19 protein-coding genes and 1 tRNA gene are annotated in these 18,038 nt (G+C 72.1%); 11 read left to right on the forward strand and 9 right to left on the reverse strand.

What is annotated here, in order from left to right:
- Positions 1 to 12 precede the first annotated feature (12 nt).
- The 7 genes from JOD66_RS08880 to JOD66_RS08910 are packed head-to-tail and all read left to right on the forward strand — an operon-like array spanning position 13 to position 7,253.
- Positions 13 to 1,260: a branched-chain amino acid ABC transporter substrate-binding protein gene (locus JOD66_RS08880; RefSeq protein ID WP_204836524.1), complete on the forward strand. Its 1,248-nt coding sequence runs from the start codon at positions 13 to 15 to the stop codon at positions 1,258 to 1,260.
- Positions 1,260 to 2,198, forward strand: a complete 939-nt coding sequence (locus JOD66_RS08885) for a branched-chain amino acid ABC transporter permease (protein ID WP_204836525.1) — start codon at positions 1,260 to 1,262, stop codon at positions 2,196 to 2,198. Before JOD66_RS08880 ends, JOD66_RS08885 begins: the two co-directional genes overlap by 1 nt.
- Positions 2,198 to 3,325, forward strand: a complete 1,128-nt coding sequence (locus JOD66_RS08890) for a branched-chain amino acid ABC transporter permease (RefSeq protein WP_204836526.1) — start codon at positions 2,198 to 2,200, stop codon at positions 3,323 to 3,325. Before JOD66_RS08885 ends, JOD66_RS08890 begins: the two co-directional genes overlap by 1 nt.
- Positions 3,322 to 4,101, forward strand: coding sequence for an ABC transporter ATP-binding protein (locus JOD66_RS08895; protein WP_205126304.1), 780 nt, complete (start codon positions 3,322 to 3,324; stop codon positions 4,099 to 4,101). The genes JOD66_RS08890 and JOD66_RS08895 overlap by 4 nt, the downstream gene beginning before the upstream one ends.
- Complete coding sequence (locus tag JOD66_RS08900; RefSeq protein ID WP_204836527.1) at positions 4,098 to 4,829, forward strand: ABC transporter ATP-binding protein; 732 nt, start codon at positions 4,098 to 4,100, stop codon at positions 4,827 to 4,829. The genes JOD66_RS08895 and JOD66_RS08900 overlap by 4 nt, the downstream gene beginning before the upstream one ends.
- Positions 4,830 to 4,860: 31 nt before the next feature.
- Positions 4,861 to 5,679, forward strand: coding sequence for an enoyl-CoA hydratase/isomerase family protein (locus tag JOD66_RS08905; RefSeq protein WP_204836528.1), 819 nt, complete (start codon positions 4,861 to 4,863; stop codon positions 5,677 to 5,679).
- Entirely contained in the window at positions 5,676 to 7,253 is a 1,578-nt protein-coding gene (locus tag JOD66_RS08910; RefSeq protein WP_204836529.1) for an AMP-binding protein, read from the forward strand. Before JOD66_RS08905 ends, JOD66_RS08910 begins: the two co-directional genes overlap by 4 nt.
- Positions 7,254 to 7,260: 7 nt before the next feature.
- Here the strand turns inward: JOD66_RS08910 and JOD66_RS08915 are convergent, their stop codons facing one another.
- The 4 genes from JOD66_RS08915 to JOD66_RS08930 all read right to left on the reverse strand — a co-directional run bounded on the left by JOD66_RS08915 (position 7,261) and on the right by JOD66_RS08930 (position 12,468).
- Positions 7,261 to 8,187, reverse strand: a complete 927-nt coding sequence (locus JOD66_RS08915; protein ID WP_204836530.1) for an oxidoreductase — start codon at positions 8,185 to 8,187, stop codon at positions 7,261 to 7,263.
- Positions 8,188 to 8,195: 8 nt separating this feature from the next.
- Positions 8,196 to 9,011 carry a maleylpyruvate isomerase family mycothiol-dependent enzyme gene (locus JOD66_RS08920; RefSeq protein ID WP_204836531.1) on the reverse strand — a complete coding sequence of 272 codons (816 nt, stop codon included), beginning with the start codon at positions 9,009 to 9,011 and terminating at the stop codon, positions 8,196 to 8,198.
- 429 nt (positions 9,012 to 9,440) lie between these two features.
- Complete coding sequence (locus JOD66_RS08925) at positions 9,441 to 10,535, reverse strand: family 43 glycosylhydrolase (protein ID WP_204836532.1); 1,095 nt, start codon at positions 10,533 to 10,535, stop codon at positions 9,441 to 9,443.
- A gap of 67 nt (positions 10,536 to 10,602) precedes the next feature.
- Positions 10,603 to 12,468: an acyl-CoA dehydrogenase gene (locus JOD66_RS08930; RefSeq protein WP_204836533.1), complete on the reverse strand. Its 1,866-nt coding sequence runs from the start codon at positions 12,466 to 12,468 to the stop codon at positions 10,603 to 10,605.
- 235 nt (positions 12,469 to 12,703) lie between these two features.
- Between JOD66_RS08930 and JOD66_RS08935 the strand changes: the two genes are divergently transcribed.
- On the forward strand, positions 12,704 to 13,162 hold the full coding sequence (locus JOD66_RS08935; RefSeq protein ID WP_204836534.1) for an RrF2 family transcriptional regulator: 459 nt from the start codon (positions 12,704 to 12,706) through the stop codon (positions 13,160 to 13,162).
- Between the two features lie 305 nt (positions 13,163 to 13,467).
- On the opposite strand, the gene JOD66_RS08940 is transcribed toward JOD66_RS08935, so the two are convergent.
- Positions 13,468 to 14,136 (reverse strand): hypothetical protein, encoded by a 669-nt coding sequence (locus JOD66_RS08940; RefSeq protein ID WP_204836535.1) that lies wholly within the window; start codon positions 14,134 to 14,136, stop codon positions 13,468 to 13,470.
- A gap of 107 nt (positions 14,137 to 14,243) precedes the next feature.
- Here JOD66_RS08940 and JOD66_RS08945 point away from each other — a divergent pair, with 107 nt between their 5' ends.
- Both JOD66_RS08945 and JOD66_RS08950 read left to right on the forward strand, forming a co-directional pair.
- Positions 14,244 to 14,696, forward strand: a complete 453-nt coding sequence (locus JOD66_RS08945; protein ID WP_204836536.1) for a nuclear transport factor 2 family protein — start codon at positions 14,244 to 14,246, stop codon at positions 14,694 to 14,696.
- 42 nt (positions 14,697 to 14,738) lie between these two features.
- Complete coding sequence (locus JOD66_RS08950) at positions 14,739 to 15,230, forward strand: FBP domain-containing protein (protein WP_204836537.1); 492 nt, start codon at positions 14,739 to 14,741, stop codon at positions 15,228 to 15,230.
- Positions 15,231 to 15,239: 9 nt separating this feature from the next.
- On the opposite strand, the gene JOD66_RS08955 is transcribed toward JOD66_RS08950, so the two are convergent.
- The gene (locus JOD66_RS08955; protein ID WP_204836538.1) at positions 15,240 to 15,872 is read right to left on the reverse strand and encodes a DUF2461 domain-containing protein; all 633 of its coding nucleotides are present in this window, start codon (positions 15,870 to 15,872) and stop codon (positions 15,240 to 15,242) included.
- A gap of 1 nt (position 15,873) precedes the next feature.
- Positions 15,874 to 16,650 (reverse strand): DUF3592 domain-containing protein, encoded by a 777-nt coding sequence (locus tag JOD66_RS08960; RefSeq protein ID WP_204836539.1) that lies wholly within the window; start codon positions 16,648 to 16,650, stop codon positions 15,874 to 15,876.
- A 40-nt stretch (positions 16,651 to 16,690) separates the two neighbouring features.
- Here JOD66_RS08960 and JOD66_RS08965 point away from each other — a divergent pair, with 40 nt between their 5' ends.
- Complete coding sequence (locus JOD66_RS08965; protein ID WP_204836540.1) at positions 16,691 to 16,921, forward strand: hypothetical protein; 231 nt, start codon at positions 16,691 to 16,693, stop codon at positions 16,919 to 16,921.
- A gap of 194 nt (positions 16,922 to 17,115) precedes the next feature.
- Here JOD66_RS08965 and JOD66_RS08970 read toward each other — a convergent pair.
- Positions 17,116 to 17,188, reverse strand: a tRNA-Gly gene (locus JOD66_RS08970).
- 30 nt (positions 17,189 to 17,218) lie between these two features.
- A complete protein-coding gene (locus tag JOD66_RS08975; RefSeq protein ID WP_204836541.1) occupies positions 17,219 to 17,992 on the reverse strand; it encodes an SGNH/GDSL hydrolase family protein in 774 nt (257 codons plus the stop codon).
- Positions 17,993 to 18,038: the final 46 nt, after the last annotated feature.

Here is an 18,038-nt window from a genome sequence, read left to right on the forward strand (position 1 = left end):
AGGAGGCGCATCATGGTCGCGAACACCGGCACGGGAGCCCCCGCCCCGACTCGTCCCCGCCACCCACACCGACGTCAGCACCACCGTCAGCACCACGGTCAGCACCGCCGCCGGCTCGCCGGCGTCACACTGGCCGTGGCCGCCGTCGCCCTCGCGAGCACGGCCTGCGCCAGCCGCGAGACCAGCCGGGGCGTCGCGGACGGCGACCTCGCGATCGGCGTCGGCGTACCCCTGTCGGGCCCTTACGCCCGGGCCGGCCGCGAGACGGTCAACGCCGTCAAGATCGCCGTCGACGAGATCAACCAGGCCGGCGGCATCGACGGTCGCAAGCTCAAGGTGATCGAGGGCGACGACCAGGGCGAGCCGCAGACGGGGCAGTCGGTCGCCCAGAAGCTCTGCGACGACGACTCGGTGGTCGCGGTCATCGGCCACTACAACAGCGGCGTCACGATCCCCGCCTCCGACATCTACCGCCGCTGCGGCCTGGCCCAGGTCTCGCCGCTCAGCTCGAACCCGGAGGTCACCACGCGCGGCCTCGAGAACATCTTCCGGATCGGCGCGCGCGACGACTACATGGGCCCGGCGCTCGCGACCTACCTCGCGGCACAGACCGACCTGACGAAGATCGGGACCATCGACGACCAGTCGAGCTACGGCGTGGGCCTGGTCGACCAGTTCACCGGCAAGGCGGAGGCGGCCGGCCTCGACATCGTCAAGTCCGCCGCCATCAAGGCCGGCGACAAGGACTTCCGCGCGGTGCTCGGCTCCTTCCCCGACGAGACCCAGGTGATCTACTTCGGCGGCTATCCCGCCGACGCCGCCCTGCTCGCCCAGCAGGCGCGCGAGGTGGGCCTCGACGTGCTGCTCGCCGGCGGCGACGGTCTCTACGACCCCGACCTGCTCAAGGGGGGTGACGCGGTCGAGGGCACCCTGCTCACCGCCAGCGCGGGCAACCCGACGGCTGACGCCCAGGCGTTCCTCGACGCGTACCGCGCCAGCTACGGCCAGCCGTCCGGGTACGGCCTGCTCGAGTACAACGCCGCACGGCTGGTGCTCCAGGCACTCGGCGACGTCGACGACCTGAGCAGGGAGGCCGTGGTCGACGCGATCAGCGCGGTGAGCTACCAGCCCGTCGAGGGCGGCGCGCCGATCGAGTTCGACGACCAGGGGGACAACGAGAACGCCCAGGTCCACATCTTCACCGTCAAGGACGGCTCGTTCGACGAGGTCGCCGTCCTCAACCCCGACGACTTCCGCTGATGGACGTCCTCCACTCGCTGCCCCAGCAGCTCGTCTACGGCCTGGCCCTCGGCTCGGTCTACGCGATGATCGCGCTCGGCTACTCGATGGTCTACGGCGTCCTCGAGTTCATCAACTTCTCGCACGGCGAGGTGTTCATGGTCGGCGCCTTCGCCTCGCTCCTCGCCCTCACCGCCCTGTCCGGCATGGGCGGGCTCGTGTCCTGGGGGCCGGTCCTGCTCCTGCTCATGCTGCTCGCCGCGATGGTGGCGAGCGGCGCGCTCGGGGTCGCGGTCGAACGGCTGGCCTACCGCCCCCTGCGCAAGAGCAGCCGGCTCGCCCCGCTGATCAGCGCCATCGGCGTCAGCCTGATCCTGCAGAACGTCGTGATGCTCCTCCAGGTGCACTTCCAGGGCGACTCCCGGCCCCAGTTCGTGGCCGCCGGCGAGGTCGTCCCGGCCGGCAGCTGGGAGGTGCTCGGCGTCCGGATCAGTCACACCGCGGGCCTGGTGTTCGGCGTCAGTGTCGTGCTGATGCTCTGCCTGGGCGCGCTCGTGACCCGCAGCTCGCTCGGCCGCTCGATGCGCGCCACCGCCCAGGACCCGGAGGTCGCCGGACTGATGGGCATCAACGTCTCGGGGGTGATCACCCGGACCTTCCTCATCGGCTCCGGACTCGCCGGTGCCGCCGGCTGCCTCGTCGCTCTCTACTACACGCAGATCGACTACACGATGGGCTTCAGCGCCGGCATCAAGGCGTTCGCCGCCGCGGTGCTGGGAGGCATCGGCAGCATCCGCGGCGCGATGGCCGGCGGACTCGTGCTCGGCGTGACCGAGGCGTTCGCCGCCACGTTCATGTCGGCGGCCTACAAGGACCTCATCGCGTTCGCGCTGCTGGTCCTCGTCCTCGCGATCCGGCCCGCTGGCCTGCTCGGCCGCAAGACCCTGGAGCGGGTGTGATGGCCCTCCTCACCCCCACCCGGCCCGCGCGCCCGAAGGCCGCCCGCCGTACCGGCTCGCCCGACGCCGCCTCGCGACGGGCCGCGGTCAAGCAGGTGGGCCTCCTGGTCGCCGCCTGCCTGGTCCTCATCCTCGCGGCGCCGAGCGACTACACGGTCCGGATCGCGACCCTCGTGCTGATCTACGCCGCCCTGGCGATGGGCCTCAACGTCGTCGTCGGCCTCGCCGGACTGCTCGACCTCGGGTTCATCGCGTTCTTCGGCGTCGGCGCCTACTCCTACGCGCTGCTGGCCAGCGCCCTCCACGACATCCACGTCGACTTCTGGCTGATGCTGCCGGTCGGCATGCTCGTCGCCGCGCTGCTCGGGGCCCTGGTCGGCCTGCCCGCCCTGCGCACCCACGGCGACTACCTGGCGATCGTGACGCTCGGTTTCGGCGAGATCGTCTTCATCCTGCTGGTGAATCTCGACCGCCCGGTCAACATCACCAACGGACCGCAGGGCGTGCTCGGCATCGACCTGCCGTCGATCGGGGGCTGGGAGATCGGCAAGGAGGGCGTCTTCCTCGGCGCCTTCGGCCTCACCCCGACGATGCAGTTCTTCGTCATGGCCACCCTGTACGTCGCCGGCGTGATGTTCTGCGCGCTGCGGCTGCGCGACGCCCGGCTCGGCCGGGCCTGGCGGGCGATGCGCGAGAGCGAGGCCGCGACCAGCTCGTGCGGCGTGAGCATCGTGCGGGCCAAGATGTCGGCCTTCCTGTTCGGTGCGAGCGTCGCCGGCGGCGCCGGCGTGCTGACCGCTGCCTGGTACGGCTCGGTGTTCCCCGACAGCTTTTTGTTCTCGGAGTCCATCAAGGTGCTGGCGATGGTCGTCCTCGGCGGAATCGGCAGCGTCTGGGGCGCCCTCGTGGGCGCGCTGGTCCTGGTCCTGATGCCCGAGCTGCTGCGCGAGTTCGACCAGTACCGGCTGCTCATCTTCGGCCTGGTCCTGGTGCTCGTCATGCGCCTGCGGCCGCAGGGCCTGTTCGGCGCGCGCACCCCGGGTGGCCGTCCTCCGGGGGCGGTACTTCCGGGCGCACGCATCTGGCGGCGCCTGCGCCGCCCCCACGACCGAGGAGGAAGGTCATGACCACCGAACACCTGCTGACCGCCCGCGGGCTCGCCAAGCGCTTCGGCGGACTGGTCGCCGTCGACGGCGTCGACCTCACCGTGCCCGAGCAGGAGGTCGTCGGCATCATCGGCCCCAACGGGGCCGGCAAGACGACCCTGCTCAACATGCTCAGCGGCGCGCTGCGCGCCGACCAGGGCACGATCCTGCTCGACGGCGCCGACATCACCCGCCGCAACGCCGCGCAGCGAGCGGCGCTCGGGCTGCGCCGGACCTTCCAGAACATCCGGCTCTTCGCGAGCATGACCGTCCTCGAGAACGTCGTGGTCGGCATGCACGCCCAGACCCGCGGCTGGATCGCCGGCGGCATCCTCGGCGGCCCCCGGGTCGCCCGGGCCGAGCGGGACGCGTTCGACACCGCGCTCGGCGTCCTCGACTCACTCGGGCTGGCGACCCGGGCCGACAGCCTCGCCGGCAGCCTGTCGTACGGCGAGCAGCGCCGGGTCGAGATCGCCCGCGCCCTCGCGTCGTCCCCGCGGGTGCTGCTGCTCGACGAGCCGGCCGCCGGTCTCAACAGCGCCGAGAAGCGCGAGGCGGCCGAGCTGATCCGCGCCCTGCCCGAGCAGTACGGACTGTCCGTCGTCCTCGTCGAGCACGACATGGACCTGGTGACCCACACCTGCGCGACGGTCTCGGTGATCGAGTACGGACGGCCCCTGTGCGCCGGCCGTCCGGCCGAGGTGCTCGGTGACCAGCGCGTCATCGACGCCTATCTCGGAACGGCGGTGGCGCGATGACGCTCGACGCGACGGACCTCGAGGTCAGCTATGGCGCGGTCAGCGCGCTCAAGGGCGTCAGCCTGCGCATCGGCGACGGCGAGGCCGTCGCCCTGATCGGCAGCAACGGCGCCGGCAAGAGCACGGCCCTGAAGACGCTGAGCGGCATGCTCGCGCCGCGTGCCGGCGTCGTCCTCCACGACGGGACCGACATCGCCGGTGCGGCGACCCACGTGATCGCCCGACGCGGGATCGCGCACGTCCCGGAGGGCCGACGCCTCTTCCCGCGGATGAGCGTGCGCGAGAACCTGCGCCTCGGCGCCTTCCACCGCAAGGACCGGCAGGTCAACGACGATCTGGACGCCCAGCTCGATCTCTTCCCACGGCTGCGCGAGCGACTCGACCAGGAGGCGGGGACGCTCTCGGGCGGCGAGCAGCAGATGGTGGCGATCTCGCGCGCACTGATGTCGCGTCCCTCGCTCCTGCTGCTCGACGAGCCGAGCCTCGGCCTGTCACCCCTGATGGTGCAGACGGTGTTCGAGGCCGTCGCCGCCATCCATGCGGCCGGGACCGCCCTGCTGCTCGTCGAGCAGAACGCCGGCCAGGCGCTCGCCGTGACGACCCGCGGCTACGTCATGCGCAGCGGCGAGATCGTCAAGGAGGGCGACAGCCAGGCGCTGGCGACCGATCCGATGGTGCGCGAGATCTACCTCGGCGCCAGCCCGTCCGCCCCCGAGCCCGCGGTCTGACCCGGGCTTCCACCGACCAGAGGAGCACACCATGACCACCCCGACCCCCAGCCCGACCCCCAGCCCGACCCCCACCCCGAGCCCCGCGCCGGTCGTCGTCGAGTCCGGCCCCGGCGACGTCGCCGTCGTCACCCTCAACCGCCCGCACGCGCTGAACGCACTGAACGTGGACCTGCTGGTCGGCCTCACCGACGCGCTGCGCACGGTCCACGGCAGCGGCCCGGTGATCGTCCGCGGTGCCGGCCGCGCGTTCTGCGTGGGCGAGGACCTCAAGGAGACGCTCGCGCCGGCGACCGGCACCGCGGAGGAGCTGCGCACGGCCTTCGAGCTGCTCCAGGACGTCACCCGGCTGATGGTGAGCAACCCGGCGCCGGTGATCGCCGCGGTCCAGGGCTACGCCGTCGGCGGCGGTGCCGAGATCGCCCTCGCCGCCGACGTCGTCCTCCTCGAGCACGGCACCCGGATCCGGTTCCCCGAGGTGCCGATCGGGCACGCCCACACCGGCGGGATCAGCGACCGGCTGACCCGCATGGTCGGCCTGCTCCGCGCGAAGGAGCTGCTCTTCACCGGACGCTGGGTCGAGCACGACGAGGCGCTGCGCATCGGTCTGGTCACCACCGTGGCCGACGACGCCTTCGCCGCGGCCCGTGACCTGGCCGCGGCCCTGGGTGGTCAGCCGGCGCGCTCCCTCGCGGCGGCGAAGCGCGCGGTCGAGGCGTCCTGCTCCACGCAGCTCGAGGCCACCTTGCGACTGGAGGTCGAGGCCGCGCTGTACTGCTTCGCCTCCGCCGAGGCCGAGGCGACCTTCGAGCAGTTCACCACCAGCGGCACCGTGGCGGGCGCTCGATGAGCGTGCGCATCGGCGCGGTCGACGTCGACCAGACCCTGCCCGGACTCCTCGAGCGCGCCGCACGGCAGTGGCCCGACCGCGTCTTCCTCCGCATCGACGGCGCCGACACGACCTTCGCCGAGTTCCGCGACCAGGTGGCCCGCCTCGCGGCCGGGCTCGCCGAGCAGGGACTCGGCCCCGGAGGCCGGCTGAACGTCTTCATGCGCAACTCGCTCGCCTGCGTGCAGACCTGGTTCGCGGCGACCTGGCTCGGCGCCTCGTGGGTGCCGATCAACACCGAGTGGCGGGGCCGGACGCTGCACGACGCCGTCGAGCTGGCCGCGCCGGCGGTGATCATCGTGGACGACGACCTCGCCGACGCCCTCCGGGACGCCCTGGGAGACGGGCCGCACGCCCCGATCCTGGCCGCTGCGATGCCCGACGGGGTCGCCTCGGTCGGCCCGTGGATGGGCGGCGTCGCGCTGCCGCCCGCCGGGGTGCGGTCGACCGACACCGCCGGCATGCTCTACACGTCGGGCACCACCGGCCGGTCGAAGGCCTGTGTGCTCTCCCACCGCTACTTCATCTCCCAGGCGGCGATCGCCGTCCGCGACTTCGGGCTGCGGGACGACGACGTGCTGTACTGCCCGTTCCCCCTGTTCCACGCCGACGCGACCGCCCTGACGACCGTGCCCGCGCTGCTGGTCGGCGGCACCGCCGCGCTGGGCCGGCGGTTCTCGGCGTCGCGGTTCTGGGACGAGGTCCGCACCACGGGCGCCACCGTGTTCGACTTCATGGGCGCCACCCTCTCGATCCTCTACAAGGCCGAGCCCCGCCCCGACGACCGTGAGCACCGGGTCCGGCTCGCCTGGGGGGTGCCGGTACCCGACTGGGCCCCGGAGTTCGAGCGACGGTTCGGTCTCCAGGTGGTCGAGCTCTACGGGAGCGTCGAGGCCAACATCCCGATCACCCAGCCGTGGGACCAGCCGAAGGTGCTCGGCTCCTGTGGTCGGGTCACGCCCGAGTTCGAGGTCCGGATCGCCGACGAGGGCGGCGACGACGTACCGGACGGCGAGGTCGGCGAGCTGCTGATCCGCCCGCGCATCGCCGGGACGGTGCTCGACGCCTACTTCGCGAACGCCGAGGCGACGGCAGCAGCCTTCCGCGGGCTGTGGTTCCACAGCGGCGACCTGGCCCGCCGTGACGCCGACGGCAACGTGTTCTTCGTGGGCCGGGGAAAGGACTCGATCCGCCGGCGCGGCGAGAACATCAGCGCGCTCGAGGTCGAGGAGGGCGTCGAGGCGCATCCCGACGTCGTCGAGTGCGCCGCCGTCGGAGTGCCCAGCGAGCTCACCGAGGAGGAGGTCAAGGTCTTCGTGGTGCCGCGCGCCGGCAGTGGCGTCGATGCCGCGTCGATCTGGCGGCACTGCGAGGCGACGATGGCGCGCTTCCAGGTCCCGCGCTACATCGCCTTCGTGGACGCGCTCCCCAAGACGCCCACCGGGAAGGTGAGCAAGGCGGCGTTCACCGAGGTCTTCGCCGACGTGCTGACCCATGAGCGGCAGGAGGTGGCGCGCCCGGTCGCCTCGCTCTAGCGGCGGGCTACGGGTACCTGAGGTCGACGGTCTGCTCGCTGATCTCCCACAGCCGCCGGGCATGGTCGGCGTTGCGGGCCAGCCGGCTGCGGCCGACGACGCGGGGCGGGCCCGAGAGCTGGCGGAAGCCGCCGGGGCCGACGAAGGTGTCGCCGGGGAGGTCGGCGGTGGCGGCCATCAGCGTCGGCCAGGCGCCGGCGGCGGCGGACTGGGAGACGGCCTTCACGCCGGCGTCGAGGATGGAGGCGATGCCGCCGGTGGACCGGCCGTACTGGCCGTTGGCGGCGAGATGGGTGCCCGCGAAGCCGGGGTGGGCGGCGAGGGCGCGGACCGGGAGGTCGGCGGCGCGCAGGCGACGGTCGAGCTCGGTGGTGAAGTAGAGGTTCGCGAGCTTGGACTGCCCGTAGACCCGCCAGGTGTGGTACCGGCCGGTCTGCTCGCGCGGCGGCCCCAGCGGCGCCTTGCCGGCGAAGGTGTGGAACAGCGAGGACACCGTCACCACCCGGCCGTCCTCGCTCCGCACCAGCTGCGGCAGCAGCAGGCCGGTCAGCAGGAACGGCCCGAAGTGGTTGGTCGCCAGCTGCAGCTCGAGGCCGTCGGCGGTGCGGGAGTACTTGGTGCCCATCACCCCCGCGTTGTTGACCAGTACGTCGATCGGGCCGACCTGCGCGACGGCGGCCGCGGCGGTGCGCACCGAGCTGAGGCTCGCGAGGTCCAGGTGCAGCGCCTCGAGCTGGGCGGCCGGGACCTCGCCCCGGATCGCGCCGACGGTCTCCTCGACCTTCGCGGGGTTGCGCCCGGCCAGGATCACCCGCGCGCCCCGGCGGGCGAGCTCGAGGGCGGTGTGGTGGCCGAGGCCGCCGAGGGTCGGTCCGGTCACGACGATGGTGCGGCCGGTCTGGTCGGGCAGGTCGGCGACATTCCAGTCAGACATCCGGGTCCTTAGGGAGTGGTGGCGAGGCTGGCGACGATCCGCGCGCCGAGCTCCTGGTCACCCGAGACGGTCACGGCCCCCGGCACGGCGGTACGACGGCCGCCGGCCAGCACGATGAAGCTCTCACGGTCCATGGCGAGCGCCACGTCCGGCGCGTCCGGCGCGACGTCCAGCCGCTGCGCGCGCCCGTCGTCACCGACCCGCACGGCGATCGGCGCGCTGCCGTCGACGGCGAGCACGGCCGTCGTGCCCGCGGGCGGGGCGACCCGCTTGCCGACGACGAACCCGAACGCCTCGACGAGGTAGTCGGCGGTGTGCTGGGCGCCCGGGCTGTCGAGGCTGCCGGGCCGGCCGACGGCGCGGCGGATGTCCTGCTCGTGCATCCACACGTCGAGGGGGCGGTTGCGCAGGAGGGTGCGGGTGTTCCAGCCGATCAGGCCGAAGATCCCGTCGGCCGGCGCGCCGGCGTCGTGGGGAGGCGTGGCGGTCAGGGTGGCGTGCCGGGCCGAAGTGGTGGCGCGGATCTCGTCGATGATGGCGGCCGGCTCCCGGTCGCGGCGGGTGACCACGCCGATCTCGGTGAACTGGCCCATCGGACCGGTGACATGGGCCGGCTCGCCGATGTCGGCGGTCTCGTCGGGTCCGCCGGCGAGGAGCGACTCGAGGTGGGCGGTGTGGGAGGCGACCGCCTTCACGTCCCAGCCGGCCAGGTCGGTCGGCCGGGTCCAGTCGTCGGCGTCGAGCTCCTCGAGCAGCGCCACCAGGTCCCCGACGGCGCTCCACCAGGTCTCGACGTACCCGCCCAGCAGGTCGCGCTCGCTCATGGCGCCGAGCCTAGCGACTCACCAGCGGCCAGCGGCGGGAACACCGGTCGACGAGGCGCAGGAAGCGAGGCACGAGCGACCGGAGCCGAGGAGCACGGTGCTTCCCGCCGTGCCGCCGTGTTGCCGCCACACGAACGGTGGCCCTACGCGAGGCGACCGCGCGCGCGGCAGCGCGGCGCGAGGAACGAGCGACGCGCTCGCGCCCTCCCACCGCCAACCCACTCAGCACCGCGACCACCCCAGCGGCCAGCGGCGGGAACGCCGGTCGATGAGGCGCAGGAAGCGAGGCACGAGCGACCGGAGCCGAGGAGCACGGTGCTTCCCGCCGTGCCGCCGTCTTGCCGCCACACGAACGGTGGCCCTACGCGAGGCGACCGCGCGCGCGGCAGCGCGGCGCGAGGAACGAGCGACGCGCTCGCGCCATCGGACTCAGTACGGCGTGGGAACGCGCTGCGGGACGCCGCTGCGCGTGAGGTACCTCTTCACCGTCGGCACCCCGCCGGGGAAGGTCAGCCGCGCGGCGTACATCGCCCGGCGGCCGTACTTCTCCCCGCCGTTCCACGCCCAGTAGTTCGCGCCCTTCGGCTTCGAGGAGTGCAGCCGCACCCAGCCGTGGAAGTAGAGCGTCGTGCGGCCGCGGTGCCTGACGATGTCGCCGCCGGCGGGGCCGCACAGTCCCTGGGTGATGGTGCTGTCGAGCAGCACCGTGGGTACGGCGAGCGACCAGTCGGTCAGCGAGGCGGACTGGCGCCAGGTCTGCGCGTACGAGCAGCGCGCGAAGTCGCCCTCGGACGCGAACAGGTAGTAGAGGCCGCCGTGGCGGGCGAGGACCGGGTTCTCGATGACGCCCTCCGCGCGGACCAGCTCGGTGCTGGGGTTCGCGGGGTCCTGGCCGGTGCGCACCCGCCGGCCGCTCTTGCTCAGTGGCAGCAGCCGGATCGACGAGGGCCGGCCGTCGGTCTTGTAGAGCAGGTAGCTCTGGCCGCCCTCGCGGTAGTACGACGGGTCGATGACGCCGCGGCTCGGCAGGTCCGGCGTGACGACGGGATCCTGCGCGGTCGGCACCAGTGCCTGCGACGGGCACACCAGCGGCCGGCCGCCGACCGGCTTGAACGCGCCGAGCGCCTTCTTCGCGACGGCGACGCCGATGCAGCGCCCGAAGTCGCCGAGCCCGGCCACGGGCACGGCGTAGTAGAGCAGCCACCGGCGGCCGACCTTGGCGATGTCGGCGGCCCAGATGCCGCCGTCGGCGAGCGCCCACTTCGGGCGGTGGGTGAGCACCGGGTGCTGGTAGCGCCAGGGATGCCCGGGGTCCTTGTAGGCCCGGTTGATCTGCGGCCCGGTCGCCACGACGACCATCCGCTTGCCGACCATGGTCACGCTCGGGTCGCCCACGTTGCCGTCGAAGAAGGGCTCCGGGTAGCCCCGGTCGTCGGCCCGCGCCGGGGTCGTCGCGCACAGGCTGACCACCAGCGCGGCGAGGACGGCGAGGCAGCAGGCGAGACGCGGAGCGGTACGAGGCACCCGCAGACCATAGGCGACGGCCGCCCCGGTTTCCCGGAGCGGCCGTCGGACGCGCGTCAGCGAGGGCTCAGAACGCGGCCTCGTCGAGGTCCATCAGGTCCAGGCCGGTGGCCTGGGCGATGGCGAGCTCGGCCGAGACGCGGGGCAGGTTGAGCTGCGCGAACCACTGCGCCGCGGCGACCTTGCCCTCGTAGTAGGCCTGGTCGGAGCCGGCGCCGCCGTCGAGCTTGGCGAGCGCGACCTCGGCACCGCGGAGCAGCAGCCAGGCGCAGACCACGTCACCGAGCACCATCAGCAGGCGCGTGGTGTTGAGGCCGACCTTGTAGATGTTCTTGATCTCGCCCTGGGCGGACATGAGGTCGTTGATCATCAGGCCGACCATGGCCTCGGCGTCGGCCAGCGCGGTCGCGAGCAGCTCACGCTCGTTCTTGAGCCGGCCGTTGCCGGCCTCGGACTCGATGAAGGCCTTGATCTCGCCCGCGAGGTGGCCCAGCGCCTTGCCCTGGTCCTTGACGATCTTGCGGAAGAAGAAGTCCTGGCCCTGGATCGCGGTGGTGCCCTCGTAGAGGGTGTCGATCTTGGCGTCGCGGACGTACTGCTCGATCGGGTACTCCTGCAGGAAGCCCGACCCGCCGAAGGTCTGCAGCGACTCGGTGCCGAGCAGCACCCACGAGCGCTCCGAGCCGTAGCCCTTGACGATCGGGAGCAGCAGGTCGTTGACCGCCTCGGCGAGCTCGTCGCGCTCCCCGGCGGCCTTGGCCAGCTGGACCTTGTCCTGCCAGGTCGAGGTGAAGACGACCAGTGAGCGCATCGCCTCGGCGAAGGACTTCTGGGTCATCAGCGAGCGGCGGACGTCGGGGTGGTGGGTGATCGTCACCCGCGGCGCGGCCTTGTCGGCGGACTGCGTGAGGTCGGCGCCCTGGACCCGCTCCTTGGCGTACTCGAGCGCGTTGAGGTAGCCGGTCGACAGCGTGGCGATGGCCTTGGTGCCGACCATCATCCGGGCGTTCTCGATGACGTCGAACATCTGCCGGATGCCGTCGTGGACCTCGCCGAGCAGCCAGCCCTGGGCGGGCTCGCCGCCGCCGACCTGCGGGTCGCCGAAGGTAAGCTCGCAGGTGTTGGACACCTTGATGCCCATCTTGTGCTCGACGTTGGTGACGTAGACGCCGTTGCGCTCGCCGGTCAGCTCGCCGGTCTCGTGGTCGAAGTGGTACTTCGGCACGAGGAACAGGCTCAGGCCCTTGGTGCCCGGGCCACCCACGCCCTCGACGCCCTTCGGTCGGGCGAGGACGAGGTGCATGATGTTCTCCTGCAGGTCCGACTCGGCGCTGGTGATGAAGCGCTTGACGCCGGAGATGTTCCAGGAGCCGTCCTCGTTGGGGGTGGCGAAGGTCTTGCCAGCGCCCACGTCGGAGCCCGCGTCGGGCTCGGTCAGCACCATGGTCGCGCCCCACAGCCGCTCCACCATGATCTCGGCGATGCGGACGTCGCGGGCGACGCCGTTGGCGTTCTTGAAGACGACCGAGCCCATCGACGGGCCGGTGCAGTACATCCAGATCGGCGCGTGCGAGCCGAGGACCATCTCGCCCGACGCCCACACCAGCGACGGCGGCGCGGTCGTGCCGCCGATCTCCTCGGGCAGGCCCAGGCCCCAGAAGCCGGACTCCATCCAGGTGTCGTACGACTTCTTGAAGGACGCGGGGACGGGCGCGGTGTTCGTCTTGGGGTCGAACACCGGCGGGTTGCGGTCGGAGTCGACGTACGACGCCGCCAGGTCCTCGCGGGCGATGCGCTCGACCTCGGAGAGGATCTCGCGCGCGGTGTCGGCGTCCATCTCCTCGTAGAGGCCGGTGCCGAGGTAGTCCTGCACGTTGAACAGCTCGAAGAGGTTGAACTCGATGTCGCGCAGGTTGCTCTTGTAGTGGCTCACAGTTCCCACCGTTTCCAGTTCCAGGGATTCGCGGAGTGGCTTCACCGTGGGCCATGGGTTGTCATGAGCCCGGCTACTCACCAGTAACTTCATGATACGGGGGGTGCTAGCAGCGGGCAAGCAGTGGGGTGGCGGCATCCATCACACCCGCGCCGCCCCCGCCGTCCCGCCGGACTCCGGCACCAACCACGCCTAGGTCGACTGAATCGATCGAGCAATCTGACAGACTGTCCCCATGCGCGTCTCCGCCAAGTCCGACTACGCACTGCGGGCCCTGATCGCCATGGCGAGCAGGTCCGACGGGCGAGCCGTGAGCGCGGAGGAGCTCGGACGCCTCCAGGACATCCCCCACGGCTTCCTCCAGGCGATCCTCGCCGACCTGCGCCGCGCCGGCATCGTGATGTCCCAGCGCGGCCAGTCCGGCGGCTGGCGGATGGCCCGCGAGGCCACCTCCGTCTCCGTCGCCGACGTCATCCGCGCCGTCGACGGCCCGCTCGTGTCCGTCTACGGGCTCCGGCCCGAGGCGGTCAACTACAACGACGCCGCCGAGGTCCTCCAGCACGTCTGGATCGCCGCCCGCCGCGCGCTGCGCGAGGTGTTCGAGGACGTGTCGATCCAGCAGCTCGCCGACGGACAGCTCCCCGACGCGGTCACGAGTCGCACGGCGGACGACGACGCCTGGGCGCCGCATTAGTTTGGCCGTCGCTTCGCTCCGGCATGTCGCGCGCGCTTTGGCGCGTTGCCTTCCCTCGCTGCGCTCGCTCGTTCCTCGCTCGCTCCGCTCAGTCCAGGCAACGCGGCGCGCGCGACGGGGCTCGGCTGAACGGCATTCGCGCGCGAGCGTCATCCAGCCGACCCATGCCGCCGAGCGGGGTTTCCGTCGGGCGCGCCGCGTTGCCTGGACGAAGCGCAGCGAGCGCCAGCGAGCGGAGCGGAGGAAGGCAACGCGCAAAAGCGCGCCCGACATGCGAGCGCAGCGAGCCAAACCAACACCGACCCTCACGCGGCGCTGTTCAACCTCCGCTTGAGCTTGCGCCGCTTCCGGTCCAGCTCCTCCAGCCGCACCTCCAGCGACGCATTGCGCCGGGCCAGCCGCTCCACCTCCCGCAGCGCCTCGGGCAGCGTCTGCAGTGTGGCGGAGGCGCTGGGGACCGCGCCGAGGCCGAGGGACGCCGTACCGAACCCGACGAGCTTGCCGAAGGCCTTCCAGACCTCGGCGGGCTCCAGGCCGTCGGTCTCGAGGACGTGGAGGCGCTCGGGCTTGCGGCAGGCGGCCTGCCACTGCGTGAGGGCGGCGGTCTCGTCGTCGAGCCCCGTGGTGAGGACGACGTGCACCTGGCAGCCGGCGAGGGCGTCGACGAGGAGCGCGACCTGGTCGGCGGTGGCGCTCGCGAGCAGGGACTGGCTGAACACCAGGTCGCAGCGGGTCTTGCGGGCGCGGCGGACCAGGCGGGTCCACTGGCCTTCGACGTCGGCGCGCTTGAGCCCCCAGTCCTTGTGGGAGCGGGTCATCTCGACGGCGGCGCGGAAGCTCTCCGCGCTGGTGTGAGCGAGGGAGGCGACGCCGAGCTCGACGAGCGCCGCGTGGTGGTGGGCGAGGGCGGGCTCGACGATGTCGCCGGCGCCCGGCATGCCGACGTGGATCCAGGCCTTCTGCTTCTTCGCCATGCTCGCACCGTGGCAGGTCGCGGTGAGCGCTCCGTGAACCCGTGGTGACGCGCAGCCGTCGGGACGAAAGGGTAGAACACGTTCTAGATCGGCCCTACGATGACCGCATGATCTCCTCCGACGCGATCGTCTGGAACGCCCCGAACGACCCTCACCCGGCCCGCGCCGCCTCCCAGCGGTCGTACTCCGCCGTGGCCAAGGGAGACCTGGCCGAGTGGCTGACCGTGTACGCCGAGGACGCGGTCCTCGAGGACCCGGTCGGTCCGTCGATGTTCGACCCCGAGGGCCGCGGCCACCACGGGCACGCCGGCATCTCGGCGTTCTGGGAGAAGGCGATCGCCCCGATCGACACCTTCGAGTTCCGGATCGACGACTCCTTCGCCAACCCGGGCAGCAACACCTGCGCCAACATCGGCCGGATCAAGACCTCCTTCGCCGACGGGTCGCACACGACGACCGACCTGATCATGGTGTACGTCGTGGACGACGACGGCCGGGTGAAGTCGATGAAGGCGTTCTGGGAGCCCGAGCGCACGATGGCCAGCTTCACCTCCGCCTGACCGCCCGAAAATGGGTGGCGCGACGTCGTAGCCTGGATCGACGTGAGCCCCCTGACCGAACCGCAGATCCGCTCGTCCTTCGTGAACTGCTCGAAGGGCGAGGCCAAGCGGCTCAACATCCCCCGCTCGCTGTCCGAGCAGCCCTGGGAGCACCTCGACTTCCTGGGCTGGCGCGACCCGCAGTCGCGGGTGCGCGGGTACGTCGTCGCGGAGGTCGACGGGGCGCCGTTCGGCATCGTGCTGCGCACCACCGACGGCAGTGCCGGCGTCCCGCGCAAGAACCTCTGCACCTGGTGCCTGACGCCCCACGGCGCGGGCGGGGTGGTGCTGATGGTCGCGCCCCGCGCCGGCAAGGCCGGCCAGAACGGCGACTCGGTCGGCACCTACCTGTGCGCGGACCTGCAGTGCTCCCTGTACGTGCGCGGCAAGAAGGTCAGCGACCAGGGCCGGCTGCCGGAGTCGCTGCCCGAGGAGCAGCAGGTCGCCCGGCTCACCGACAACCTGGCGGCCTTCCTGCGCCGGGTCCGCGGCTGAGCGGCGGGGTCACTCCGCGACCGCGTCGGCCACCCAGGTGACCAGCGGCCGAAGCCGGCGCCAGTCCTCCCGGACCCGGTCGAGCAGCTCGGCGGTGTGCACGAACGGCTCGAAGCCGTAGGAGCGCATCCCGAGCACCGTCTTCATCTTGAGCAGCTCGATGCGCGGGTGCTCCTTGTCGTAGCCGCGGGGCACCGTCTTGAGCCGCTCCCCCGCCACCTCGAAGCCACCGCGCTCCAGGTCGCGCAGGATCCGCTGCAGCACCTTGCCGGTCTTCTCGTCGGCCATCGCCTCCCGCAGCCGGGCCAGGCGGGGGCCGGACGCCTCGTAGATCCCGCCACCGACCCGGACCCCGGGTGCCGCCACCTCGACGTACCACCCGCTCGCCGGGCCCACGCCCACGAACGCGCCCTGGTGGGTCTTGTAGGGCGTCTTGTCCTTGGCGAACCGGACGTCGCGGTAGGGCCGGAACACCTTCGCCGGACCGAACTCCTGGCCCAGCGCGTCGGTCAGCGCCACCATCGGCGCCTTCACGCTCTCGGCGTAGACCACCTTGTGGGCCTCCCAGAAGGACTTGGTGTTGTCCATCTCCAGGTCGTCGTAGAAGTCGAGCGCCGCGACGGGGAATCCGGTGAAGTCCACGTCAGGAGGGTACGACCGACTCCTCGACGGGTACGCCGGGGACCGGCACGTTCCAGCGCAGCGCATGGATCATCGCGACCACGATCCGCCGGTCGTCGAGCGGGTTCGCGGGGTCGTACCAGACGGTGGTGCGCTGACCCTCGTGGATCGCCACGGCCGCCGGGACGGTCACCCGCCGATGCACCAGGTACGACGTCCCGTCGGCCGCCGTGAACCGGAAGCTGGACGTGGTGATCACGTTCGAGGCCTCCTCGAAGTCGTCCGGGTCCAGCCCGGAGTCGACGACGGTCCCGACCGTGGGCGTGCCGACCGCGATCAGCCGCAGCTCCTCCAGCCAGCGCAGCCGCCGCCGGGCGGCCAGCAGCGAGCCGCCGAGCAGGGCGAGCACGCCCACCGTGGCCAGGGCGGCGGCCACGACGTCGTACCAGCCCCCGACTCCGAGCTCGCGGGCCGCGACCACCAGTCCCGGGGCGGCCGGCACGAGCAGCAGCCCCAGGGCGTGCCAGCTGCTCAGCGCACGCGGGAAGCGGTCCATCATGATCAGCCACGCGACCGCACCGACCACCGCGAGCAGCAGCCCGCCGAGGGTGGCCGCCATGGCACCGTCGGCCGCGACGTACGTCACCGGGGCGTCGCCGTTCTCGTCGATCACGGTGAGGCCGATGCCGTAGCCGGCCCCGGCACTGCCGCCGACCATCAGCAGCGCCGCGACCACCAGCCCGCCGCGGCGGCGGGAGCGCGGGGTGAAGGTGAAGGGCGGCGGCTCCGAGTGCACCATGGACCCATTCAACCCTCATCCACCGACCCGAGGAGACAGCATGGCCAAGAAGCGCTGGCAGGACCTCAGCCCACGGACCCGCACGATCATCCTGGTGGGCAGCGCCCTCGACGGCGCGCTCAAGACCGCCGCCCTCACCGACCTGCGGCGCCGCGACGACAGCGAGGTCAACGGCTCGAAGCGGAAATGGGCGCTCGCGCTGACCTTCGTGAACTCCGCGGGGGTGCTGCCGGCGGTCTACTTCGTGCGGGGGCGGCGCTCGGCGGGGTGAGGGCCGCGCGGCGAGGCGCCGATCAGCGACGACACGCTCGCGCCCGGGGTCCGCGCGGCAGCGTGGCGTCGCCGGGGCCGTGGCCGGGATTCCGGCGGGGGTGAGCGTAGGGAGCGCCAGCGACCGGAGCGAGGACCCGGCGGGATTCCGGCGAGGCGCCGATCAGCGACGACACGCTCGCGCCCAAATATCGGAGCGGACGACGAGGTTCGAACTCGCGACATTCAGCTTGGGAAGCTGACGCTCTACCAACTGAGCTACGTCCGCATACCCCGGAGAACCGGGGCGTGGAGGATGCTACCCGATGGGCTGGAAGGTGCTGCGCTTCGGCTCCACTCCATCGCCCGACGAGCGTCCGGTGACCCGCCGCTGCACCCACGGCGCGAGGTGGCTGCGCGCCCAGGCCAGGTTGGCGGCGCGCTGCTCGCGGGCGCTCAGCACGGGCGCCGGGCTGGGCGGGATCGGCCGCAGGTCGTGGGCGACGCCGAGCGCGTCGAGGGCGGAGATGGCGATCATCTGGTGGCCGACGGCGTTGAGGTGGAGGCGGTCCTCGTCCATCACCTCGGCGACCTTCCACCCACGCATCCGCCACATGTCGACCAGGGTCGCGCCGTGCTTCTCGGCGATCTCGCGCACCCACTCGTTGAAGATCGCGGTGCGGCCGCGGATCACCTTGATCACGCCGTTGAGGCCGGGGTCGGCGATGGTGAACATGACGACGTGCGCGCCGCTGCCGGCGAGCCGGCCGATCGCCACGTCGTACGACGCCGCGAGGGCGTCGATATCGACCTTGGGCCGGAGCACGTCGTTGCCGCCGCCGTGGATGCTCACCAGGTCGGGGCCGAGCGCGATCGCGGCGTCGACCTGCTCGTCGATGATCGCCGGCAGCTTGCGGCCGCGGATGGCGAGGTTGGCGTAGCCGAACTCGGCGCCCTCGGCGGCGGCTGCGGCGGCGAGCGCCTCCGCGGTCCGGTCCGCCCATCCCCGCAGGCCGTTGGGACGCGCCGGGTCGGGGTCACCGACCCCTTCGGTGAACGAGTCGCCCAGGGCGACGTACTTCCGATAGGTCACCCGATCATTGTGCGCCCGTGATCGGGGCCACTCGCGAGCAGGTGGG

The organism is Nocardioides nitrophenolicus (assembly GCF_016907515.1).
Taxonomy (GTDB): domain Bacteria; phylum Actinomycetota; class Actinomycetes; order Propionibacteriales; family Nocardioidaceae; genus Nocardioides; species Nocardioides nitrophenolicus.